The 24,851-nt window shown below is 40.5% G+C and carries 22 protein-coding genes and 1 pseudogene; 13 read left to right on the forward strand and 10 right to left on the reverse strand.

Annotated features, from left to right (window positions below):
* Together RH40_RS01045 and RH40_RS01050 are read right to left on the reverse strand one after the other, a co-directional pair.
* The gene (locus RH40_RS01045; RefSeq protein ID WP_422636355.1) at positions 1-1,182 is read right to left on the reverse strand and encodes an MFS transporter; all 1,182 of its coding nucleotides are present in this window, start codon (positions 1,180-1,182) and stop codon (positions 1-3) included.
* 177 nt (positions 1,183-1,359) lie between these two features.
* Positions 1,360-2,340, reverse strand: coding sequence for a phosphotransferase (locus RH40_RS01050; protein ID WP_009599389.1), 981 nt, complete (start codon positions 2,338-2,340; stop codon positions 1,360-1,362).
* A 199-nt stretch (positions 2,341-2,539) separates the two neighbouring features.
* On the opposite strand from RH40_RS01050, the gene RH40_RS01055 reads away from it, so the two are divergent.
* The 3 genes from RH40_RS01055 (at position 2,540) to RH40_RS01065 (ending at position 5,900) form a co-directional block, all read left to right on the forward strand.
* The gene (locus RH40_RS01055) at positions 2,540-3,229 is read left to right on the forward strand and encodes a PilZ domain-containing protein (RefSeq protein ID WP_009599390.1); all 690 of its coding nucleotides are present in this window, start codon (positions 2,540-2,542) and stop codon (positions 3,227-3,229) included.
* Between the two features lie 364 nt (positions 3,230-3,593).
* Complete coding sequence (locus tag RH40_RS01060) at positions 3,594-4,340, forward strand: flagellar brake protein (RefSeq protein WP_009599391.1); 747 nt, start codon at positions 3,594-3,596, stop codon at positions 4,338-4,340.
* 639 nt (positions 4,341-4,979) lie between these two features.
* On the forward strand, positions 4,980-5,900 hold the full coding sequence (locus RH40_RS01065; protein WP_009599393.1) for a polyprenyl-phosphate transporter: 921 nt from the start codon (positions 4,980-4,982) through the stop codon (positions 5,898-5,900).
* A 496-nt stretch (positions 5,901-6,396) separates the two neighbouring features.
* On the opposite strand, the gene add is transcribed toward RH40_RS01065, so the two are convergent.
* Positions 6,397-7,398 carry an adenosine deaminase gene (gene add / locus RH40_RS01070; RefSeq protein ID WP_009599394.1) on the reverse strand — a complete coding sequence of 334 codons (1,002 nt, stop codon included), beginning with the start codon at positions 7,396-7,398 and terminating at the stop codon, positions 6,397-6,399.
* A gap of 197 nt (positions 7,399-7,595) precedes the next feature.
* Here add and RH40_RS01075 point away from each other — a divergent pair, with 197 nt between their 5' ends.
* The 6 genes from RH40_RS01075 (at position 7,596) to cyoE (ending at position 13,524) form a co-directional block, all read left to right on the forward strand.
* Positions 7,596-8,264, forward strand: coding sequence for a Crp/Fnr family transcriptional regulator (locus RH40_RS01075; RefSeq protein WP_009599395.1), 669 nt, complete (start codon positions 7,596-7,598; stop codon positions 8,262-8,264).
* Between the two features lie 558 nt (positions 8,265-8,822).
* Complete coding sequence (cyoA, locus tag RH40_RS01080; RefSeq protein ID WP_009599396.1) at positions 8,823-9,707, forward strand: ubiquinol oxidase subunit II; 885 nt, start codon at positions 8,823-8,825, stop codon at positions 9,705-9,707.
* Between the two features lie 5 nt (positions 9,708-9,712).
* On the forward strand, positions 9,713-11,749 hold the full coding sequence (gene cyoB, locus RH40_RS01085) for a cytochrome o ubiquinol oxidase subunit I (RefSeq protein WP_009599397.1): 2,037 nt from the start codon (positions 9,713-9,715) through the stop codon (positions 11,747-11,749).
* Positions 11,739-12,338 (forward strand): cytochrome o ubiquinol oxidase subunit III, encoded by a 600-nt coding sequence (gene cyoC / locus RH40_RS01090; protein ID WP_009599398.1) that lies wholly within the window; start codon positions 11,739-11,741, stop codon positions 12,336-12,338. Before cyoB ends, cyoC begins: the two co-directional genes overlap by 11 nt.
* The gene (gene cyoD / locus RH40_RS01095; RefSeq protein WP_009599399.1) at positions 12,338-12,649 is read left to right on the forward strand and encodes a cytochrome o ubiquinol oxidase subunit IV; all 312 of its coding nucleotides are present in this window, start codon (positions 12,338-12,340) and stop codon (positions 12,647-12,649) included. Before cyoC ends, cyoD begins: the two co-directional genes overlap by 1 nt.
* A gap of 8 nt (positions 12,650-12,657) precedes the next feature.
* Entirely contained in the window at positions 12,658-13,524 is an 867-nt protein-coding gene (cyoE, locus tag RH40_RS01100; RefSeq protein WP_009599400.1) for a heme o synthase, read from the forward strand.
* 259 nt (positions 13,525-13,783) lie between these two features.
* Here cyoE and RH40_RS01105 read toward each other — a convergent pair whose 3' ends face one another.
* Entirely contained in the window at positions 13,784-14,338 is a 555-nt protein-coding gene (locus RH40_RS01105) for a hypothetical protein (RefSeq protein WP_009599401.1), read from the reverse strand.
* 132 nt (positions 14,339-14,470) lie between these two features.
* Positions 14,471-15,439, reverse strand: coding sequence for an arginine deiminase-related protein (locus RH40_RS01110; protein WP_009599402.1), 969 nt, complete (start codon positions 15,437-15,439; stop codon positions 14,471-14,473).
* Between the two features lie 290 nt (positions 15,440-15,729).
* On the opposite strand from RH40_RS01110, the gene RH40_RS01115 reads away from it, so the two are divergent.
* Together RH40_RS01115 and RH40_RS01120 are read left to right on the forward strand one after the other, a co-directional pair.
* Positions 15,730-17,589 carry an ABC transporter ATP-binding protein gene (locus RH40_RS01115; protein WP_009599403.1) on the forward strand — a complete coding sequence of 620 codons (1,860 nt, stop codon included), beginning with the start codon at positions 15,730-15,732 and terminating at the stop codon, positions 17,587-17,589.
* A gap of 222 nt (positions 17,590-17,811) precedes the next feature.
* Positions 17,812-18,150, forward strand: coding sequence for a hypothetical protein (locus RH40_RS01120; protein ID WP_139056832.1), 339 nt, complete (start codon positions 17,812-17,814; stop codon positions 18,148-18,150).
* Positions 18,151-18,398: 248 nt separating this feature from the next.
* On the opposite strand, the gene RH40_RS20770 is transcribed toward RH40_RS01120, so the two are convergent.
* Positions 18,399-18,548 carry a hypothetical protein gene (locus RH40_RS20770; RefSeq protein ID WP_158091813.1) on the reverse strand — a complete coding sequence of 50 codons (150 nt, stop codon included), beginning with the start codon at positions 18,546-18,548 and terminating at the stop codon, positions 18,399-18,401.
* A 518-nt stretch (positions 18,549-19,066) separates the two neighbouring features.
* On the opposite strand from RH40_RS20770, the gene panB reads away from it, so the two are divergent.
* Positions 19,067-19,831, forward strand: a complete 765-nt coding sequence (gene panB, locus RH40_RS01125; protein ID WP_039953965.1) for a 3-methyl-2-oxobutanoate hydroxymethyltransferase — start codon at positions 19,067-19,069, stop codon at positions 19,829-19,831.
* Positions 19,832-20,005: 174 nt separating this feature from the next.
* Here the strand turns inward: panB and RH40_RS01130 are convergent, their stop codons facing one another.
* Positions 20,006-22,174: an FAD-binding protein gene (locus RH40_RS01130; protein ID WP_009599407.1), complete on the reverse strand. Its 2,169-nt coding sequence runs from the start codon at positions 22,172-22,174 to the stop codon at positions 20,006-20,008.
* Between the two features lie 537 nt (positions 22,175-22,711).
* Between RH40_RS01130 and RH40_RS01135 the strand changes: the two genes are divergently transcribed.
* Positions 22,712-23,065 carry a hypothetical protein gene (locus tag RH40_RS01135; RefSeq protein WP_009599408.1) on the forward strand — a complete coding sequence of 118 codons (354 nt, stop codon included), beginning with the start codon at positions 22,712-22,714 and terminating at the stop codon, positions 23,063-23,065.
* A gap of 73 nt (positions 23,066-23,138) precedes the next feature.
* Here RH40_RS01135 and RH40_RS01140 read toward each other — a convergent pair whose 3' ends face one another.
* The 3 genes and pseudogenes from RH40_RS01140 to RH40_RS01145 all read right to left on the reverse strand — a co-directional run bounded on the left by RH40_RS01140 (position 23,139) and on the right by RH40_RS01145 (position 24,850).
* Positions 23,139-23,684, reverse strand: coding sequence for an OsmC family protein (locus tag RH40_RS01140; protein WP_009599409.1), 546 nt, complete (start codon positions 23,682-23,684; stop codon positions 23,139-23,141).
* 645 nt (positions 23,685-24,329) lie between these two features.
* Positions 24,330-24,455: pseudogene (locus RH40_RS21010) on the reverse strand (GNAT family N-acetyltransferase); the annotation flags it as partial.
* A 59-nt stretch (positions 24,456-24,514) separates the two neighbouring features.
* Positions 24,515-24,850: an AzlD domain-containing protein gene (locus RH40_RS01145; RefSeq protein WP_241209853.1), complete on the reverse strand. Its 336-nt coding sequence runs from the start codon at positions 24,848-24,850 to the stop codon at positions 24,515-24,517.
* Position 24,851: the final 1 nt, after the last annotated feature.

A 24,851-nucleotide genomic window follows, 5' to 3' on the forward strand; every position in this document is an offset into this window, starting at 1 on the left:
TTAGGACCACTTAAGCAGCCAAACCTCATTACCTTCACACGGAATTCTTGGAATATTGCACGATAGTAACAAAGAGATGATAGACATTCCCGCTCCAGCATAAAAGACGATAGCCGGAGAGCTCAACCAAAGAAAACCAAAGCACACCGGAATCACAACAGCAGCAATGTGATTGATAGTAAATGACACCCCTGCAGTCGATGCCATATCAGCTGAATCCGCAATTTTTTGTAAATACGTCTTTAAGGCTAATGCAAGAGCAAAGAATAGGTGGTCGATCACGTAGAGTGCTGCTGCCCACTCAGGCGTATCGACAAAAGCATAACCCAAAAAGACGAAAAATAGCCCTGTATATTCAAAAATCAATGCGTTACGCTCACCAATCTTGCCGATCAAGCGGCCAATTCGCCCAGCAAAAAACAGATTAAATGCATAATTGATCATAAATAAAAGGGTTATTTCAGCGGCAGAATAGCCAAACTTTTCTACCATTAAAAAACCTGCAAAAACAACAAATATTTGCCGACGTGCACCGCTCATAAAGGTCAAAGCATAGTAGAGCCAGTAGCGTTTTCTCAACACCAGTTTAGTATTTTGCTGAACTTTGGATTCAAAGGTTGGGAAACAATACGTTATCCATAAAACGAGTACGAATCCAAAGCCACCAAAGCACAAGTAAATCCACTTATATTCTAACTCAAGAACTTCCAAGCAGAACCACAGTGCGCCGTAAGTCAATATAGAAGCAAAAGCACCAACAGAAATTAGTTTTCCCAGTAACTCTGGCGTCTCTTTCTTTGGTAACCATTGAAGAGCAAGAGACTGTTTGAGCGTTTCAAAATAGTGAAAACCAGTCGACATAAGGAGTGTGGTGAATAATAGGCCCGTCAGAGAAGGAAAAAAGCCAGTGATCGCAGTCCCTCCCGTTAGAGCCAACAAAGAGATTAAAATAAATCGCTGCTCTTTAATAAAAATCAGGATAAATACTGCAGTAAAAGCTAAAAATCCTGGTATTTCGCGTACACTTTGCAGCAGTCCTATATCTGCTCCAGTAAAACTCGCTTTTTCAATCACAAAATTGTTCAACAGTGACATCCAACTCGAAAAAGCAATCGGGACTACGATAGATACAGCCACCAAAAAGGCAAATGGAGTCTTCAAATTCTTATTTATGTTCACAATTTAAATCCTAACTCTCACTATCACACCAGTATGACGCCCAGATAACCCCAAAATTGAACATCATCGATTTTAAACAAATATCTTTTAGCTCCCACCTAATAGTAAACTGGTTTTATATTAAATCAGCGATACGGCGGAGACTACACTTAAGAGCAACAAAAACCTAATTCAATGATATCAATAATTTTCTTCAATATACTTTAAAGCCATCTTGGTGAGACTCTCTGTATAATCATTAATTTTCCAATGAGATGGACACCAACCTTTGATAAAGCGTTGAAAATCTGCCCAAGCAACAGGAAATAGTGGTCGCCAAGCAGCCTCAACCTCCGCTGGTGATAGATGAGGTTGGAATTGCTCTAAGCTTTTTTTCAGGTAAGAAAAATACTGATTAAGGATCCAAGGTTCCATTTGAACACATTGGTTAGGATCAACTGCGCTACTCATAAAAAGTACGAGATCTTTCATCGCGCAACCACGCCCGACATATTGAAAATCTACTGCAGCAGCTAATTTACCATCTGCCGTAAAACAAAAATTTGCCAGTTTGGCATCACCATGGACGAGTGTGGGGAATGGGGCTCTCGTTAAAATACTATCGATTGTACCAGCCATCTTTTTCAGAGCAGGATCATCGAGCGCTTTAAGTTCATCTCGACGCGTCGCCAAATGCCAATAAGTACCATTTTCCCATAGCCCCTCGTAGGTGTTTTGTATATGTTGAGCGTGGAAAGAGGCAAGCCATTTAAGGCATGACTGCAAATGTACTTTTTGGGCACTCTCTATCGCTTGAGTAAACCCTGAGGAATGAAGATCTTCCATAACCAGCATAAGGCTTGGTGAATTATTTATTGCCATGAGAGTTTGGGGAACACGAGCAATATTGCTCTTTGCAAAAGAGGTATACCAGCACATTTCCACATGATAAGACCTAAGCTTTCTTTGATAAGCTGCTTGGGAGCTCCAACCTTTGGCATTTTTAATTTGTTTCGGAAGCTCTATATGTTTAATAATTAGAGATTTACTTTGACAATACACCCTAACAAGATAGCCGCAATTACTCCACAAAGGTTGAATCACCTCTAGCGAAACGATGCGACCTAAGCCAAGGGAAGAAACCAATGTTTGGTAGGTATGATCACTCACTTTAATACTCATAGACAGATTAGATCCTTTTGCTTCCTGACGACTGTGTCATAGACCAAGCTAACTTTCCATGAGTTTTAGCGTTCAGGAACTATAATTACAGAAATCTCAACAAAAGAAGTGGCTTATATCAGTTAATTGTCGATGTCAGCTATTTATCTTTTTCAGAATTGAACTACTGAAATAGCAGAAAGAACAAAGGGGTACATGAGTGAATCAGAATGAAACGACTGTCAGTGGCATAGACGCCCTAGAAATGCTTGAGCATGGGACTGGAATGACAGTTAAGATAGAAACTCCGGTTGGTATTTCTTCTCAATATCAAACTAGATTTGTTGGTGTTTTTGCAGAAACATTATTAGTTATAGAAATACCTCGAATATCAAGAGACGAATACAATTTATTCTTTAGAGAAGGGTTTTGGATGACTATCCGTACAATAGCAACCCGAGGAGAAGGAGCGACCCTAACATTTAAAGCGCAGATAGAAAACGTTGTTGATACCCCTATCGCCTTATTTACTGTTACATATCCGCGATCAGTGCAGCTCAGCCCATTGAGATCGGAGGCAAGATTTGATGTCAATTTACCCGCAAAAATTTATCGCGATAGCCAGCAAGTAGAATGCGAAATTCGTGACTTATCTAAAGAAGGTTGCGCATTTATTGTACCCCTGCTCAGTCCTTCTTTTAAAGCTGGGAATAAGGTGTCCTTGGAGTTAACCTGTAATATCAGTGCGGATACACCACTAGGACTCTTACAAGGGACCATTTGTAATTTACACCGTAGTAAGCAATACGCGAAATATGGGGTGCGTTTTGATGAAGATAACATTGTGATGGTAAAATCACTATTGAGCAGACTTCAATTCAACGGTTCTAAACTTGTACCAAGACATTAACATTCATAAAGTATTCGTGTTGCAAGGCGCTAAACTTTACTTCTCTATGTCACACCAAAGTTTATATTCCCCAAATTCAGCAACTTTGTAGGTTCCGTTATTATTGATTTATATATAAATTATAGATAACTACCTTTAGACAAGCATTGCACTTTTCGGTAATCTTACTCGGAGAAGTTTTCAGCGCTCTTTCATCCAGGTGACGTGAAGATATGTGGGCAGACTATCACGGTAATAACTAGTTCAACCCTATACAGACCGATCGTAGCAGTGAGAACATTTGATTTTACTCTCAGATATTGATTTTTTCATCGCCTAATATGTTTGTTCAGCGCAATCTAATAATCGCAGTAACGGAGATGAAATGAGCTCCCAATCCTTAACTCAAAATAAGGCACCATCCGCTTTTTCAGATAAGAAGAGTATCGCCAATATAAATAGTACAGATGCGCTTGCCATGATTGAGCATGGTAGTGACATTACGCTCAGTGTTACAACTCCTGTAGGTACTACTTTCAGATGCAAAACACAGTTTGTCGGGGTCAATTCCGACAACCTAATACTCGTAGACATGCCAAACATCGATCATAACGATCTTGAATTCTTTTTTAAGGAGGGTTTTTGGGCAACTATACGTGCCATATCAACTCGTGGTGAGGGAGCAAATTTAACCTTTAAATCGCAACTCCAACATATTTTACATTCGCCCATATCTTGCTTCACATTTTCAGTGCCTCAATCTATGAAAATTTCTACCTTGAGAAAAGAGCCAAGGTTTGAGACAAATCTAAACGCATTTGAAACTTCACAAAACAAAAAGATAAATGGCCAAATTCGTGATATCTCCAAACAAGGCTGCTGCTTTTGCATCGAACCGTTAAACCGATCATTTTTAGTAGGCGATCGCGTAACTATTATGGTGCAGCTACCTGGTGGAAAACCCAACAAACTTCCTCCCTTAACAGGGACGGTGAGGAATCTCAAAAAGAACCTACACCATTACAAATATGGAATAATGTTCGATAAGGATGGACTCGCAAGTGCAAAAGAAATATTAAGCAAACTGAAGTTTAACGGGACTACACTTATCGTTAAGGAACTCAACTCATGAGTTCGGGCTTAACTCACTAGAATATTTCAGGTAAATTCGTTTCGATAGCCTGAAATTAAAGTGCACTATGTGTCGATAAACCTTATTTTAGGCAGACAATTAACTCATACCCTTACTTTAGTTGTTCCTTAACCCATGATCCCAGATGTTCTGTTACTTATGCCCAAGCCATCTAAAATGAAAGTTGGCAGCAACGCCTGTTAGTCAAAACGAATCGTCCTTTGGGAGCGTATAATATGGTCGATTCCATCGTCAGACAACTTGAAAATCTTATGCTAGGGAGAAGTACTGGCAAAAAAATAGCCACCTACAAGTTCATAGATGGCTTACATATGGTGTGAACAATTTGTATTCACTAACAACGTCAGTTGGCTAGGTGACCCTCGGCTTAAGAAGGGTCATAACAGTTAATGCATTTACTATGCCAACAAAAAACACCCTATATAGTGAATTAATCTCTCAATTTTTCACCTTTTTATTTTGCATTATGCAAAAAACACGTTGCAATATAAGAATGTTCGCAAAACAAAAAAAGTTTCCACTAACTTCACAAAGCGGTACCTAAGAGTTTTTCATACCTTTTTGCTCAATCTTATATATACTTCCAAGTCAATCGAATTTGATAATCTTAATCGGAATATGAACTACCTTATTACATTTTTAAAAGGCGTAGCTATGGGCGCTGCAGACGTTGTCCCCGGAGTCTCAGGTGGAACTATCGCCTTTATCACTGGTATCTATGACACTTTGCTAGAAAGTATTAGACGTATAAATCCTAGTCTTATCTCTATTATCAAAAAGGATGGTTTTAAGGCTGCTTTTCAACATATCAATGGCATATTTTTAGTGGTGTTGTTTTCAGGAATTCTGTTTAGTATCGCAACGCTGGCAAAACTTATATCGTGGTTACTTGAGCACCACCCTATCCCATTATGGTCTTTCTTCTTTGGCCTTATTTTGGTCTCTGTTTTCCATATGTTAAAACAGGTTCAAACCAAAAGTATCAGTCGTCTCATCTTCTTGCTTTTTGGGGTTGGTTTCGCCTACGCAATAACCGTTTTACATCCATTAGAACTTGAACCATCAAGCTTGAACATACTTATTGTTGGTGCCGTTGCTATATGTGCGATGATTCTGCCTGGCATATCTGGCAGTTTCATTTTGTTATTGCTAGGTATGTACGCCCCAATACTAGGTGCCGTTAAATCAATGGAGATAAATATTCTTCTCTTGTTTGCACTTGGATGTATTTGTGGTCTCTTAAGTTTTTCGCATCTACTTTCATGGCTTCTTAATCGTTTCAGAGATATCACCCTTGTATTTCTTACTGGATTAATGATCGGAACATTACCCAAAATCTGGCCTTGGAAAGAAACTCTGTCTTGGCGCATAAACTCAAAAGGAGAACAGGTGCCGCTTCTTCAACATAACCTTTCACCGACAGAATTTGAGGTTATTACATTGCAACCTTCACAATGGGTTCTGGCTACAATAATGATGGTATTGGCTGTACTTCTCGTACTAGGAATGGAAAAGTTCGCAAGCAAACAACCAGACTAGGTTTCGATGCTAAAAGTACCAAAATAAGGCATTAACTACAGCCACTTACCTCCAATATATACTTCTCGTTTTTACAAGCGTAGTGAGGATAAGTGGCATAAGCACCGTGGTAGACATTGCAATACTCTCTACTACCGACCTTGCAGCATAGAGAACAACATCTCGGTCCTAATCACATCAGATATTATTGAGCATCTTTAGTTTGGGCTCCATAAACAAGTAACGCCAAATATGCTCATCTAAGTGGGAATAGATGACCTTATTCTCCGAGGAAAGATTTGTTAGTCTCGTCATCTAAATTGAAAATCGGTAACGACGCATGTTAAGCAAGACAACTCGCCCTTTGGGAGCGTGCCACAATGCCGCTTTTATCTTCAAACAATCTGGGAAGAGATTAGGGATCAATTAAATGGGTTGAGAGAGTAGTAAGAGGATGATGATACATCCTCTCTCTTGATTTAAACGAATTAACTAAACAGCGAGAAGCATGACTCCCTTATGCGGATTCAATAAAAGTAAGCAAATGCTGCTTAACTTCGTCAGATGCAAAAGACTGCTCAACGCTTGAACGATAGATTATTTTATAATCATCCATGCTTAACTTAAACATCTCCATCACCTTTTCAACCTCCTTGGTCATGGTCGTATTAGAGACTGTTCTGTTATCGGTGTTTATGGTGATTGCGAGATTGTCCTGATAGAAATCGATTAATGGATGCTCCCTTAATTCATCGACGGCTTTAGTCTGCACATTGCTACTAGGACAAGTTTCCAGCCCAACCAAATCTTCTCGAACGCGATCGTAAGCTGAATCATGCGATTGTATTGCAACACCGTGACCTATTCGCTCAGCCCCCAATAACTCAATTGCATCTAAGACATTTTGTCCACATCCTTGCTCTCCTGCGTGGATCGTAATTCGATATCCTTTTTCTTTTGCATATTGAGCATGGGAAACATATTTTTCACAAAAGCCATCGTCCTCGTTACCCGCCAAATCAAATGCAGCAACACCATGGCCAATAAATGGGATACCAGCATCAATAACGTCATTAATCGTGTCAGCAGGTAAAAACCTCACTGCCGAAAGAATATAGTTTCCCTTGATATCATACTTGTCTTCCGCTTTTTTCATCCCTCTGACCACACTCTCGATAATTTGTTGGTAATTCAAACCATCTTGTGTGTGAAGCTGCGGCGCAAAACGAACCTCTAGGTATTTAACATTTTCTCGTGCTGCATCCTCAAAGAGTTCAAATGAAATACGCTCAAGACTCATCTCAGTTTGCATAACCTTAACGGGCAAAGAAAACCTCGCTAGGTATTCTTGCAAGTTCGGGCACGATTCGGGAGCAACCATCATATCTTTTATTTCATCAACATTCGATGAGGGTATCTCAATATCCCACTCTTTAGCTAAATCAATGACAGTCTGTGGACGTAAACTACCGTCCAGATGACAATGCAAATCAATTTTGGGGAGCTCTAAATAATTCATTTCCAATATCCTAGTTTTACTACCTGACTCTATTCCAAGGCATCCGTATGGCCTGGAGCCCCATTACTCTCATAACATGATTACAAGTTGAGCTGGGCTTTTTAGCATCGATGTTTTTTATATTATATTATGATGACTCCAAGTAAATACGACAATTGTCAGGACACTGAACACTTTTTACACAGGCACCACTTTTAATGACGAACAAAAAAGAAATTTTAGAGCACGGACTTGATGAAATCCTAAAATGGATAGAGCGATGTAACTTTAAGCGACGCTCGGTCAAACAAGGCCAGTTTATTGTTACAGCAAACAGCAAAGTTGATGAAATCTACTGGTCAGAAGAAGCTAGGTTTTCAATCATACATATGGCAGAAAATGGCAAAACACTCAGCCTTGGCGACTACCATTCAAAAAATAATTTTTTTGGTGAAATTGAGTTCTTTTCAGAGAGGTCAGGATGTTTTAGTGCTATTGCCAGTGAAAACCTGGAACTGACTTGCATTCCTAAGGATACCCTGACTCAATTCTTTCTCCATAATGGTCATGCTGCATTTTGGATGAATCACAGAATATCGAGCATCTATTTGAGTACTATGGATATAGCCATTGAGCGCTCTCTATACCCCCTTAAATACAACATCTTAAAAGACATATTAAGGCGTGAGAGTACATCAGCACAAGATACAAGTCATCACTACATTTACCAAGAAGCTCAACGATTCGGCTGCAGTGATAGAGCATACGCTAGAGTTATAAGAGAACTAGTAAGCGACGGACTGATCAAGAAAGGAACAATTCCTACCCAATTAAAAGTTATTGATCTCACACAAATAGAGCATTACTTAAAAAGATATCATACCTAGTTCGAATTGATGTTCTTTACAGCGCTTTTTGAACACGAAAAATTATTGAATATATTTCCAACTGTGGGGATAAAAAAGCGTGGGATTGTGCTCTCCTTGCAGCATTGATACGAGAAAACATAAAATTGATCAATATCACAAATTTTAGCAAAAAAATTGTATTAATGATTGTTAATTCAATTCTTGCCCTCAAACGAAAAATCCGAGACAAAAACATCGTAAGCCAATGTTTTAAAAAGAATTAAAAAGTAGCACGTAAGTATAAACACTTTGATTTTCAAAACAAATCCCTGGTTCACTTCCATTATTGGAAGGTTAGATTCCAATATCGGTTAATGAGCTTTTTTATTAAAAACAGCATAATACCGCGGTTGTAGAATTGCATGTCCAAGTGAAACTGGACAAGCCTCTCATTTTCCCGGTCTGAGCGTGAAAATTAAGGTGAAAAAGTTCCACTTTGCCATCCAATCCTACTCACGCTCAACACATAAACATTCTAATGAATATAACAACCGGCCTTCAGAAATCTCTGAAACCGGACAAACATCGAGAAAGTTAATGGAAGCCTCAAGATATAAAAGCATCTTGTCAAGAGGAAGCCTGGCGACTGCCGTGCTTTTCCTGTCGGGATGTAATTCTGCTTTGCTTGACCCTAAAGGCGCCATCGGTGTCCAAGCAAAAGAGCTGATTATTACAGCACTTTTGTTGATGTTAATCGTCGTTATCCCTGTGATTTTGATGACGGTTTACTTCGCATACCGATATCGTGCGACCAACACAACAGATGAAGAGTACGCGCCTGAATGGGCACACTCTACCAAGATTGAAGTGGTGGTATGGACAGTCCCACTCATCATCATCGCGATACTTGCAACAATCACGTGGCACTCGACACATGAAATGGAGCCTTCAAAGCCCCTAGTCAGTGATGTAGAGCCTATGACAATCGAAGTGGTTGCTCTCGATTGGAAATGGTTATTCATCTATCCTGACCATCAGATTGCTACAGTTAATTACGTTGCATTTCCTAAAGACGTTCCTGTGAAGTTCAAACTCACATCAGACAACATCATGAACGCCTTCTTTATCCCACGCCTTGGTTCACAGATTTATGCGATGCCGGGAATGGTGACAAAGCTAAACCTCATCGCCAACCACGAAGGTGATTTTAGAGGCTTTGCGTCTAACTATAGTGGCGAAGGTTTTTCTCAGATGAAGTTTACTGCGACTGCACTGCCTGACCGCGCCGCATTCCTCAATTGGGTGCAGGAAGTAAAAGCAAGTCCAGATCGCATCGAAGACTGGGAACAATATAGTGCTCTTGCTGAGCCTAGTATTGCAGCGCCTGTGACTCTGTTCTCTAGTGTGCCGCCATTCTTGTTCACTGATGTCGTGACCCAGCATCCTGGTTCAATGAACTGTTTACCTGAAAACCAAGGATAATCGTAATGTTTGGAAGATTAACTCTCGACTCGATTCCATACCACGATCCCATTATCGTAACTACCTTAACTGTGGTAGCACTTGTGGGTATGGCTGTCGTGTTCGCGATAACTAAAGCAGGGAAATGGCAGTACCTGTGGAACGAATGGTTTATCTCTGTAGACCATAAAAAACTCGGCTTTATGTACATCGCTGTTGCGATGATTATGTTGATACGAGGCTTTGCTGACGCAGTGATGATGCGTAGTCAGCAATTGCTCTCTGCAGCTGGCGAAGCAGGATATTTGCCGCCTCATCACTACGACCAGATTTTCACCGCTCACGGTGTAATCATGATTTTCTTCGTTGCCATGCCGTTAGTAATTGGCTTGATGAATATTGTTGTGCCGTTGCAAATCGGTGCTCGTGATGTTGCATTCCCATATTTGAACAACTTGAGCTTCTGGCTGTTTGTTGTTGGTGTAATTTTGACCAACATGTCATTAGGTTTAGGCGAGTTTGGCCAAACTGGCTGGTTGGCCTATCCTCCTCTTTCTGGAATCGAGGCTAGTCCTGGGGTCGGGGTAGATTATTGGATATGGGCTCTGCAAATATCCGGGGTCGGTACGACACTGACAGGTGTGAACTTCCTAGTGACCATCCTGAAAATGCGCACCCCATCTATGCCTATCATGAAGATGCCTGTATTTACATGGACATCCTTGTGTGCCAACGTCCTCATCATTGCATCATTCCCGATCCTTACGGTAACGATCGCACTGCTTACTCTAGATAGATATTTGGGAATGCACTTCTTTACCAATGATCTTGGCGGCAATGTAATGATGTACGTCAACTTGATTTGGGCATGGGGCCACCCAGAAGTATACATATTAGTACTTCCTTTGTTCGGTGTTTTCTCTGAAGTAACTGCAACCTTTGCACGCAAAAAGTTATTCGGCTATACGTCCTTAATATGGGCAACCATAGCTATCACAATCCTTGCGTTCATCGTATGGCTACATCACTTCTTTACGATGGGTTCAGGCGCCAACGTTAATGCCTTCTTCGGTATAGCTACCATGATTATTTCGATCCCTACCGGGGTTAAAATATTCAACTGGCTGTTCACTATGTACAAAGGTCGAATCACGTACACGACCCCAATGCTTTGGACAGTAGGTTTCCTGATCACCTTTACCGTAGGTGGTATGACAGGGGTTCTACTTGCCGTGCCAGGTGCTGACTTTGTTTTACATAACTCAGTGTTCCTAATCGCACACTTCCATAACGTAATTATTGGTGGCGTTGTATTTGGTTGTTTTGCGGGTATGGCTTACTGGTTCCCCAAAGCAACGGGTTTCACAATGAATGAAACTTGGGGTAAGCGCGCATTCTATTTGTGGATTATTGGTTTCTTGATGGCTTTCCTACCTCTATATGCCCTGGGCTTTATGGGTATGACGCGTCGTTTAAGTCAAGATATTAACCCTGAGTTCTTACCACTACTCTCAGTTGCAGCAGCTGGTACAGCTGTTATCGCTATGGGTATTGCTTGTCAGTTCATTCAAATCTACGTAAGTATTCGCGACCGCGAACAAAACCTAGATTTAACTGGTGACCCGTGGGATGCACGTACATTTGAATGGTCAACATCTTCACCACCACCATTCTATAACTTTGCTCATCTGCCAAAAGGCGACGAAGTCGACAACTTCTGGTATCAAAAGCAAAGTGGTGAGTTTGATCCGATGAAAGAAGTCGAGTACGAGCGTATTCATATGCCGAAAAATACTCCGACAGGTATCTACCTATCAGGTTGGTCACTAGTATTCGGTTTTGCCATGATTTGGTACATCTGGTGGTTAGCTGCCGCAAGCTTTATTGGCATGGTTGTGACATGCATTCGTCATAGCTACAACGACGACGTCGATTACTACGTTGAAGTTGAAGAGATAAAAGCCATCGAAGCAGAGCGTCGTGCGAAGTATGCTGCCGCTGGTAAGAAGACAGTACAAGATGACAATAAGAAAGATGATCTGGAGGTGACGTATGCAAGCTAATGCAGCTTCTCACGATCATGATCACCATCATGATACCAACGGTAATAAACTGTTCGGTTTCTGGATTTACTTGATGAGCGACTGTATTTTGTTTGCAACCTTGTTTGCAACCTATGCAGTGCTCGAAACTGGCTCGATAAGCGGTCCGACAGGTAAAGACATATTTGAACTTCCATTTGTATTTGTTGAAACCATGTTACTGCTATTCAGTAGTATTACTTTTGGTTTCGGCATGATCGCAATGAAACGCAATGATATAGCTGGCCTAAAACGCTGGATGAAGGTGACATTCCTTCTTGGTGTTGGCTTTATTGCAATGGAAATTTATGAGTTTCATCATCTGATCGAAGCGGGCTATGGACCACAAGAAAGTGCGTTCCTTTCTGCATTCTTTACTCTAGTAGGTACTCACGGCCTACACGTAACCTTTGGCCTAGTATGGTTGGCAGTGTGCTACCACCAACTTTCAACAAAGGGCTTAAACGAAAACATGGCGATGCGTTTTAGCTGCTTAAGCTTATTCTGGCACTTCCTTGATATCGTTTGGATTTGTGTATTTACCATCGTGTACTTAATGGGGGTAATGTAATGGGTCAGCATGTAGAAACAAGTTCTTCTGATTACGTGAAAGGCTTCGTGGCATCACTCATTTTAACAGTGATTCCATTTTACCTAGCTTACACGAAAGCTCTGCCAAACGGCGTGACTTATGCGCTGCTGTTCGGCTGTGCTATCGTACAAATACTAGTGCACTTTAAATACTTCCTACACATGGAGGCCAAAACCTCTGAAGGTCAGTGGAACATTGTGTCACTAGCGTTTACTGCCATCATTGTTTTAATTCTGATCGCTGGTTCGGTTTGGATTATTTACAATATGACAGCAAATATGAAATTGTAGGCCAAGGAATGCTGAAAAATTATTTGTCTATTACTAAACCGGGCATCATTTTCGGCAACCTGATCTCTGTTGCGGCTGGGTTCTTCCTAGCCGCAAAGACAGAGAGCGCGAGTATCTCTTTGCTACTCGCTACTTTGGCGGGTGTCGGGTTTGTTATCGCTTCTGGCTGTGTTGTTAACAACATCTTTGATCGTGATATTGATGTAAAAATGCAGCGAACACAAAACCGAGCGCTTGCTAATGGTGCAGTTAATGTCGATTATGCATTTATCTATGCACTAGTATTGCTTTTTTCTGGAACTGCATTGTTATTTCAGCTTGCAAATCCATTGTCTGCGGTGATGGTGTTACTCGGTTACATTTTCTATGTCTTTTTCTACACCATGTGGTACAAGCGCACCTCTGTATACGGTACATTGGTCGGGAGTATCTCAGGCGCAGTCCCTCCTCTAGTTGGCTACCTTGCCGTGACTAACTACATTAGCTTAGAGGCCATTTTACTCTTCGCGATGTTCTGTCTTTGGCAAATGCCACATTCATATGCCATTGCCATGTTCCGAATGCAAGATTATAAAGATGCGGACATACCGGTTTTACCTGTCAAAGAAGGGATTGAAAAGGCACACCGTCACATGAAAGCTTATGTTGTCGCTTTCTCTGTAATTGCTCTCGCTTTATTTCTTTTCGGGCAGACAGGCTACGAGTACTTAGCGGTAACCGCATTTGTCTGTTATATGTGGACCAGAGCAACCTTTCGAAAAGTAGACAACGATAACTATGTTCAGTGGTCAAAATCTGTCTTTAAGATTTCACTGCTAGTTGTAATGAGTCTAAGTGGTATCCTAGGTGTAGAGTTGTTGACACTCACTATTTAAAAAATTAGCGCTCTTCGCTTTGCTATACCAGCCGATAAGGTATATATAATTATCCGAATCAGGCATGTTTGTGTAGGTAGAGCTTGGCGGGGGGCGCTTACTTCTTAGCGCTAACATTTACTGGCAACTACCTCACATTGCTTCAACGACAGATGCTAGTATAATCCTAGATATCGATTCAATGGCCACTCAAGTGAAAATAGCAGCTAAGCAAACAAAGTAAGACAACTTCCCACTAAAAGTGTTTTCAATCTATCTGTTACTGTAAAAACAAAGCTTGTATAAACGACATCGCAACTGCATCATGAACTGCCCTATATGTTGTGCTGCGATCAAAACTCAGTTGCGCTCCTTTTGACAGCTTATCTCCCACACTTATCGCACCTGGTAAAAATCTTATTTCAACATTACCTATATCAGACTCGCTCGAAATCTTAATACGTCGACTCAGTATCACTGCCGCTTTTTTTGATTCTTGTTGAGTATGATAATAGATAAGCTTTATCTTGTGCTTTCCCTCAGCTTGAGGAAACTCCAACCGCTCTGGAAAGAAGTAAACATTATTAATGTTTGCCAATTCGTCTGTCACGGTTACCTTTACATCAACAAAGATCTCTTTTGTTGAGTTCCCAGCACTCATAGAAACCCTCACATCAGAATTGTCTAAGCTCACTTCGACAGCGCCATCTGAACAATCACCAAAAGCGACAATTTTGCCAGAACCTTTTTTGGGCTTATAGTCAGAGGTGCAAGTCGCACATCCAACTAAGAGCAAGGATAATAGGACAGCTCCGAAAGTACGATAACTTCTCACGTCACATTACTCTAAAATAAAAAACACCGTTCAATTTTAACCTTTGATGATAAAAAAGACAATATATTCATAACAAAATAAAAAAGGCCGACGAATAAATCATCAGCCTTGTGTATAAATTTCTAACGAGTGCTAGCTTTTAGCAGCTAAAAAGATTTCTCCCAGCATACATCGGACACTCCCGCCACCAATGTTTTCGATAGTCTTTACATCAAATGGCATCAGTTTGCCATGACTTGATAGCTGCGTGAGCTGAGATGGCGAAAAGGCATCGTAAGCTGACTGCGACATGGCAATAACTTTATCACCAGAACCGGTTTCTAATTGCAATATATTGCCGCAAAACTGGTTCATTTGGTCGATGGAAATCGAAATAACTTGCTTGTCTTTCGCTAATGATTTAATTACGAAACGTCGTTCAAATTCAGGAATTACCTCGTCACAAATCACACAAAATTCTTCTCCAATCGCCATCATTACATTGGTGTGGTAGATGGGTTTACCCGATGGTAATAGTGTCTGAAACGATATAACACGATTATATCCTATACGCTGAGCGTAATCCTCCAAAACCTCTCGATCACAACGCTGAGAAAGTGCAGCGTAAATTGTTCGCGAAATGTGGTCTTTGACCATCACACCAGTGCTTTCTAAGAAGGCTTTTTGTCCAAGGTATGAAATAAGACTATCCTGTGAGAAAACTGGACGATTCGCTTGTTTAAGAGTTTCCACTAATGCAGCCACTTTAACTTCATGCTGACGGTTCTCACAAGCCATAGGAAAGGTGTACAACGCACCACCTTGCGTGGTACTGAACCAATTGTTAGGAAAAACAGCATCTGGTGTTTCAATCTCACCGACTGGGTAGTCAAAAACAACGACTTGCACGCCAACATCACGCAATTGTTCAACCATAGAGTGAAACTCTCTCATTGCCGCCGCTCTGATTTCTGCCGTTGTTTCAACGACCTGATTTTGAAATTCATTATCCTGAGCGGTTTGAGAGTTAAATGCGAACTCTTTGGGAGGTACCATGACAACACAATTTGCATTCTGTTGGATCTTTTGTTTTTCCTGCTGAGGCATACGCTGTTCTAACATCCTGTTTTACTCTGTTAATTTTAAATACCGTTTTTATTGTATGCAAAATGTTAAGCAAACATTTACTGAATATCATGAAGAAGCCCTAAAAATGCAGCTAATTTAACTCCTATAAATGAGTTTTACAGCAATATTTACTTATAAATTCAATTTATGAGGCTTTATAAAATAATATGCAATTTAAATAATAATAAACTGATTACATTTCATTAACTAACAGTATAAAATTAGCGTTAGCGCGCTTTTGCTCATCTCACTCCTGTTGCCGTCGTAAACTTAGGAATCACCTTATGTTTAAAAAATTCGAGAGGTTCACTCAGCCTTTTCCAGAAAAAGAGCCATCACAACCTCCATCAGGCATCTTCGCATTTTGTCGCCACTATACGCGTGGATTTGAAAAGCCCCTCATTATCATGTCCATACTTGCAACCTTTGTGGCGATTGTCGAGGTCTCACTATTCGGTGCCATGGGGAACTTAGTCGATTGGCTCTCCAACAGTAATCCAGAAACATTTTGGCAAGACAACAAATCTGAATTGATTCTTTACGGCACACTTCTGTTAATTATCATGCCGGTTGTCATCACAGGCTACTCATTACTAACTCACCAGACATTGTTAGGTAACTATCCAATGTCAATACGTTGGCTAGCTCATCGCCACCTTCTCAAACAGAGCGTCAACTTTTATCAAGATGATTTTGCAGGGCGTATAGCAACAAAAGTCATGCAAACTTCACTTGCGGTAAGAGAGACCGTGATGAAAACCATGGATGTCTTTGTTTACGTATCCGTCTATTTTACTTCCATGGTTGTGCTCCTGGCACAGGCGGATTGGCGCCTAATGATCCCGATGCTTGTTTGGCTCATTAGTTATGTCAGTATTCAAGTCTATTTTGTCCCTAAACTAAAAAATGTTGCTTCAGAGCAGGCCGATGCACGCTCAACGATGACAGGTCGTATTGTTGATAGCTACACCAATATCACCACAGTAAAACTCTTCTCTCATAACCAACGCGAAACTGAGTATGCAGAGCAAGGAATGACCGGTTTCCTAAATACGGTTTACCGTCAAATGCGATTGGTCACTGGTTTTGATATCGCGGTTGAGATCACCAATTATGTGTTAGTTTTTTCAATCAGTACGCTCTCGATCTATTTATGGATGGAGAATGCAATCAGTATTGGTTCTATTGCCATTGCCATTGCATTAGCATTACGGATCAATGGTATGTCAATGTGGATCATGTGGGAGGTCGGTGCGTTATTTGAGAACATGGGCACAGTCGTGGATGGAATGAAAACCCTTTCAAAACCTGTTGATATAGTTGATGATAATGAAGCGAAACCTCTAAAAGTTGAACAAGGTGGCATAGAATTTAAAAATGTCCACTTTCATTATGGAGAGAAAGAAAAAGGAGTTATCAGTGGTCTAAACCTCAATATTAAACCTGGTGAAAAAGTGGGCTTAGTTGGACGCTCCGGAGCAGGTAAGTCAACCTTGGTTAATCTCCTACTCCGCTTTCATGATGTTGAAGATGGTGAGATCTGCATTGATGGACAGAACATTGCCAGAATCACCCAAGATTCGCTTCGTAGTAGTATCGGTATGGTAACTCAAGATACCTCCCTACTCCATCGCTCAATTCGCGATAACATCCTATATGGAAAACCGAATGCGACAAACGAGGATTTATTACGAGCAACGCATCAAGCACACGCGCACGACTTTATTCAGGACTTGAGTGACCCTTTCGGAAACAGTGGCTACGATGCGCAAGTCGGTGAACGCGGTGTAAAACTCTCGGGTGGACAGAGGCAAAGAATCGCTATTTCACGAGTTCTGCTAAAAAATGCACCACTACTGATTCTTGATGAAGCGACTTCTGCTCTCGATTCAGAAGTTGAAGCGGCGATTCAGGAAAGCCTAAATGAACTAATGCAAGGAAAGACGGTTATTGCCATCGCACATCGACTTTCCACCATTGCGGCCATGGACCGCCTAATCGTGCTTGATAAAGGTAATATAGTTGAGCAAGGCACTCATCATGAGTTAGTCAGTCGTGGCGGCATTTACGCTCAGCTCTGGGCGCACCAGACGGGTGGGTTTATTGGAGAGGACACTAAGGAGCCTAAGGTAACTGCTTTGTAATTGATTGGTCGAGTGAAAAGTACATAGATGAATCAATAAGGGGCGAAGTAACACTGTATCAATAAAAGCCCCTTGTACAGTATCGATGAATAATTGAAAGAGTCCCCACTTAGAAGAACTGTTAGCTCAATTCTGGTTAGGTTTCTTAAAGCATCATTATATATTTTTTGTCTTCATCAAGTTATTATTCTTATGACTGGTAATTATAAAGGAAAATTGAAGTTGAAACGTTTTATTACATTCATGGGATTAACCCTAAGCTTATCCTATGCGCATGCCTCTGGAGAGCCGAGTGGAACGCAGCACAGTGGTGTTTTCTTCATCAAGTCCATTCTTGTAGATGGGCGGGAATCTTTGAGGTATTTTACCGTCGATAGAAAAATTAGTTTTTGTTCCAAACAAATTGAAACTTTTTGGCTAGATAACAATTACGTTAATGAAAGTGGCAACAAAAGCTTATTGTCCACATTGATGCTTGCAAAGTCAGCAAACCTAAAAGTACAAGTATATTACACAACCGCTGATGATTACTGTCGTGCTACCATGATGAAAGTACTGTAATCTGAACTATCAGGAGCCTAGCTAACGACGCTAGGTTTCATAAGGCTCTGTTGCGTAATTAAATTTAGAGATAGAGCCAACGCGTTTCAGGCATACCTAACCCCGTAAGCTTGTTCAAAGCTTTAGCATCGCGTAAGTTTCATTGTAAATAACCTAGCAGTATCTACTTACAGTATGAAATAACTAAATTTTCAACTATAAAAAAACCGCCCTCTTTGGCGGTTATTTATTGTTATTTGTAATAGTTCCTAAGCGGAAGGCGTATTATTTTTCTTTTCCTTCGCCAATCTGTCTTGGTCAACGTGCCACTTAATGGCAAAGAACGCAGCGATGCCTAGAACGATAAGCTTAAATCCCATTGCAAAATAAGGGAAAAAGTCTGCCCAATTTTCCATCATGTGTCTCCTTGCTGTTAGATATCATTGTACACAACTAAAAGTTAATCTTGGCATAATCGGAACCCTATCCGAATTGCACACGACAAACTCAAAATCCGCTTAGCGGATTAGCCAAAACAAGCTGCGCTACAACGACTGACGAGACATAGAACTTTACTACTATAACTCTATGAATGCGCAAGACTTATCCATTTGTGGACTATATCTTACTTGCCTTAAAAAAACTAATAGAAATTTACAAACAAAAGTGAAAGATAATAGTGCAAATTTGCAAACATCTCCGTATTTAGTTCTCAGAAATGACCCATCTAATTCCCGAATTGTGTTACCATTTTTTAGTGATCCAAAACACGTTACACCCAGAAAAACTCTGTCAATAATCAATTTAGAGGGTTAACTTTCAAATGAGATCCACACTGAAAAAATCATGTCCCAATGATGATAATAAAATGATTTTATTGAAAAAAAATTAATTCTTAATCATTTTAGGGCAAGGAAGCCCAATGAGAGGAAATCATGTGAAAATTAATCCACAAGCTTTTGTCGATATGAAAGGAAACCAGCGTATACCTATGCTCACCGCTTACACTTTTCCAGTTGCCGCAAGTATCGAGTCGGCCGGTATACCAATTATACTGGTAGGCGATACGGTTGGAATGGTTGAAATGGGGTTCTCAACTACAAGAGACGTCACTATAGAACATATAGAATACCACTTAGGTGCTGTTAGACGAGGCGCGCCCAATACTCATATTATTGGCGATCTACCCTATCTCACTGATCGCTCACCTGAAATTGCGCTAATCAATGCCAAAAGACTTATCCAAGCTGGCGCCGATAGCATCAAGCTTGAGGGGGCAAAAATTGATGTAATCGCTCATCTCGTCCAAGATGGAATTGATGTCGTTGGGCATACAGGACTCACTCCCCAGACTTCAAAAAACTTTAAAAAAGTCGGACAGTCAGAGCAAGAGGCACAAACTGTCTTATCAGAAGCAAGGGCAATTGAGAAGGCGGGCGCATTTATGTTGGTTCTGGAACACATCCCCGACTCACTTGGACAATCGATAACCAATGAATTAATAATTCCAACCATTGGCATTGGGGCTGGCTCTGATTGTGATGGTCAGGTCTTAGTCACCAACGACGCATTAGGCCTTGGGAGTCGATGGCCTCCATTTTCAAAACAATATATGCACGCTAGTCAGGCTATCACCACATCAGCTCAAAAATTCGCTTGTGAGGTAACATCAGGTATTTTCCCCAAAAGTGCGGATGATTAAGGTCAGCGTATCATTTAGTATCAATTCGCCTTGCGTTAATATTGAATGTTTCTAGACTGGTACGATACTAAAAGCAGCGCCCTCAGGAAAAGTCGCTGCTTTTCTGGATTTAAACATTTTCCAAAATGGATACCCAAACAAGGTAAAAAAGTTTAGGTATCAACATAAGCTGAATTACCAATCCTTAGGATAAATAAAGTTCGGATATTTTATACCAATTGACTTAGCAAATTTATTGGCGAACATACCGTTTGGATCAACTTGACCAATTTTGGCACTATAACGATCCAAAAAGTCTCCGTAAGCACCGATATCACGCTGCAACTCAAAGACCCAGGAGTCCTTTGAGTGGGTATTCTTTCCCCAGTGTGCTCTAGCGCCATGTTTAGTGATCAACATACGCATCGCTTCTTCATAAGGCCCCATGTAATGGTTAAACTCCTGATCGGATAGACCAATGGGAACAAAAATCGGTAGCTCTATATGCATGGCAGTTGTTCCATCGGTAAACCCATTGCCCGCACCTGTGTAAGCCATCAAAGACGCATCTTCTATCTTTGAAAAGCGAATAAAAATACCGATCAATGGAACAGGCATACTTCTATTCGCATTATTGAATCCTTTCGCCCAATCACGAATATACTCAATGGCAGCCTGAGCGTTTTCTTCAGGCACCGCCACCTCCCAGTCCATCTGACGCATCTCACGCCCAACATTATCAATCAGCTTACTCGATATGATTCGGTGTGTCGGCCCTATTGCATTGGTGGTATAGCGGGTTTCACCAGCGATTGTCTTTATGAGCGGTGGAGTAATATGCCAACCATTTCGGCGCAGATAAGCCATACTTTGGTGGGTATCAATCGAAGGATCTGCACTGCCAACCTGAAACGCTTGCATCGTCTCTTCGATACTAAGACTCGAGGTATCAACATAAGGGAAAATTAATCGGTTATTTGCTCCCAACTCAGACTTTGCTGTAGTCGTTTTTCCACAAGTTCTTAAATACTGCCCAAGACTAGGAAACCAATTGTATTGGCCATAATCACATTCTTTAATATCGGCGATTACGCTCCCTTTACGGTTCTCCTCAAAAAGCTCTTTTTCATCATGAAAGGTAATTTTTACATGAGTATTAGTTGCTGGCTGCACTTCAAGCCTTAATCGAGTGATAATGCCAAAATACCCCATATGGGTCAGAACAGACTTCCACAAATCAGGGTCCGTCTTCCCCGTGGTGCCACGGCTATATGTTCTTAATTGACCATCGGAACCAACAATGTCCATCGAAACGACCGAGTGACTAAGGATATTACGATTCTTTGGTGAGCTACCATGCGCTGAAGTACCAATCGCTCCTGCAACAGAGGCGTGACGCCATCCCAAATGGATATAGCCGAGCCCTTTATCACGCTCAAATAACCACTCTCCTAGCTCATGCAAGTTGGTACCAGAAGCAACGTTGACAACTTGAATACCTTCAAAGGTTTCTAGCTTCATGTCTAACTCAGCTTGAGAATGATCAAATTTATCCATAATCATGGTAATGCCGTCGGTACAAATAATACCTGATGCAGAGCCCGCCGTATTATTCTTAGTCTGACCACTAGACACCTTTATCCTAACGCCATTCTTGTTGGCCAACTTAACAATGGATTGGATCTCTTCCACGCTTGTCGGATGATAAACTGACTGGAGCGATGCTTCATCGCACAGCACCATAAAATTAAAGGATGCTTGGCCATACTCCCCACAATCAGATGGGCACGATTCAGGCGTCTCATTCCCGTTACAAATTAAGTCTGAACATGTTGCCATTAGCTCTACTCCAGGGAGGTGCTGATTGTCCCCCACCAGTCCTTTCACATGGTTGAGCTTGTTGTAAATGCTGAGTAATGGGTCAGTAATTTTCTCAAAGTTATTCTCTTTAGGACAATATTCACCATACTCATTGGCGCTGCACACCAAAATATAAAAGGCACCTACTTCCATTTTAAAATTTTCTGGAAATTCATACTCTAAGACACTTCCGTCTTTCTTAGCATCAATTTTTGCTAATCGAGGTGCGAGGAGCAGACCTAACTTATTATTAAGTACATCCCCCCAATATACGTTGTAATGCGTAATATTTGATTCATTCGATGCTGGCCAGATTTCTATACCTTCCAATAATCTAACAGGCATAATTGATTTGGGGTTTCTTCCTGCTGTGTAAGTGACACGTACTTTTTCCGCCGCTCCTTTTGGTTTTTGAGGTAGACTCGCTGAGGCGAAAGAGCTTGATACAAAAAGTAGCGACGTTATTAGTAATATACCAATTTTTATTTCTTTTATATGCTTCATAAATATATCCACTATATTGTCTTAATGTTCCAACCAGCCTCATTGCAACTTTAAAAAAGACGCATTTCGGCTATTAAAAACAACAAAGAAAGGTAAGAGGAACCCAAAAAATAAACTTGGAAAATCCTCTATAATCCATTGATTTAAATAACAAACACTTCCAGAAAAAATAAAACACCCACAATCAGAAAACCATAATTTTGAATGTCAAAAAATAAAACCAAATTATTGTTATACATAGGTTGATATAACTATTATTTATTCAGTTCAATTTATAATCGTAAAAGTGGAATCAATGTCGAACATACACAAATCAACGAAGCTGCTGTTTGATAAAAATTAGAGATACAAAATTTATATAAATAGGGCAGTAAGTATAAATAATATATTAAATAAGTTTCATTTAATTAATAAAGAAAACTAAAAACATAAGACTCAAATTTCTGATTTATAAACGTTAAGTGAACATTAAAAACACTGTTTTAAAAGTTAAAACTTCATTGTAATCTTAAACTTAGTTTTTATATGAGGTGAACCATGAGAGTACTACTACTTTTTATTTTGATGAGTATTTCATTATTTTCGACAGCAAGAAACTATACTAAGACGCCAGAAATATTGGTAACAGAACCAAGACCTATTAGCCAAATATCGGTGGGCCACGATGGAAGTTGGTTTGTTGAAACAGCAGAGGGATGGGGTTTAGAAGGCTGCCCTTCTGCAACAACATTGCATATTGAGAGTACCAATAGTCGCAAAGATGACTACGTACAATTACTACGCACTATTAACGATTACTCTAAGGCACTGGTCAGTGCAAACGCGCGCTGCAGTTCAGATCGGATGTTTATGGCCATTGCAGAAAATTTTATCACAGTGAAAAATCTTTAATTGTTAAAAAGCCTATATCAAAATATAGGCTTAACACATTGAAAAAATGCAATTTTTAATTATAAACTTACACTTAAGCAACGATTGCTGAAACCTTTACTGCATCGCTAATTGTGCGATAGTTTGGAGAGAATTGCTGTACACTTGCAATCACCTCATCGTAGTCAGCTTGTGTTCCATCACCTTTTACCTCAAATTTAAATTGTATTTCATCAAAGCCAACTGGCACCTCTTCACTCACGTTGAGGAAACCACGTAAATCCAGGGCACCCTTGATGGTTAACTTTATTGAATCTAGTTTGATGCCACGAGAACTAGCGCCAGCTACAAAGCCCACCATCATACAACCTGCCATACCTCCCAATAAATAATCTTGAGGCGTTGGGTATGCATTGTTGCCCAATAGCTCTTCTGGTTCACCAACTTGAAAACTAAAGTCTTTGATAATTTCTTTTCCGCCAACCTTTTGATTCAAAGTTCGAATTTCACTGTGAACGCCGCCTTTCCATTCAGCAACAATACCGTATTCAGAGACTGCCTGCGTTGCATCTTCAGTGATTACTTGAGTGTAAGTCGCAAGGTCGTCTAGTTTGATGCCATTTAGTGGTGAGTTATTCATGATATATCCTCGTTATTATTTGATGTCGTGTACATTACTTATCTATAAATTGAAGCCTTTAAAGAATGAGGTTCTCCAATTTGCAGGTTTAGTGAGAGGGAACTCATCTCTTCGTTAGTGATTTTTACTCTAAGGTCATATTTTTTTCAGGTCAACAACTTTATATACCTATTAGTAGATACAATAAAATTATTTGTTTATTTTCAACTAGATAGTGATGTTTTTTATTAATTAGATTGAATGACACAAAAAACTTAGATAAATTGTGGTCTCTAGAACTCATTCGCCACTGTCTCGATGAAGGCGCAAGTATCCGTCTGTAGAAAAGGCAAGTTTAAGGTGTCAATAGAGCAAGCTACTGACAATTGAGACAATAATAAAGACTCGTGGCGATGGACCAAATCAGTTAGCGATAAACCTTATATTGATTGATAGGGTTGGGTGCTCCCGAGTCAAAGCAATATTGGTCAACGGTCATGAATGAAGCAACAACGTTAAAGATACTCCACAGCTTCAAGCTCATCAGAGCCATTACACGGTGTAGTAGCAGAGTTATTGTGCTGAATAATGGTGAAGAATTATTTGAATGCTGAGAAGCGTCTCCCCTCCAAGCAAAACCATTGATATACGATCAACTTAGAAGTACTAGATTTGTGCTCGCATAATATGTTGTGGGCCCGCCGGACCACCAAGGTAGAGCTCACCAGTGTCCTCGAAACCACCCTTAAGGTAGCAGACCCTTGCCGCTGGATTTTTGCAATTTACCGTTAATTACCATTAAGCTGACCTTGATAAAAGGTCAGCACAGCTTTAACAGCCAAATAAAGTCATTAGGAATAAATCCGTAGCATATATAAAACGACACCATAAATAGCTACACCAGCAAAAACTGGCAATCCCATGCTACGACGCCAGAACCAGAAAAGTAATGTTCCAAGCACGCCAAAAGCGGTGGCTATCCAAGTTGCAGATGATGGATGTGTCGGTACCAGTGACGCACCAAACATCGCGGCCACCATAGTCGGACCCAATATACTTAACCACAGTGGCATTTGCTCGGTCAGATTCTCACCTGACTTGGATGACATTTTGCGCATCATAAGCACAAAGGGTAATGCACGCATGAGAAAGGTTCCTAGTGCAATAACACCTGTGGCTATCCACATT

Origin of the sequence: Vibrio caribbeanicus ATCC BAA-2122 (genome assembly GCF_000165125.1) — a bacterium.
Classification (GTDB): Bacteria; Pseudomonadota; Gammaproteobacteria; order Enterobacterales; family Vibrionaceae; genus Vibrio; species Vibrio caribbeanicus.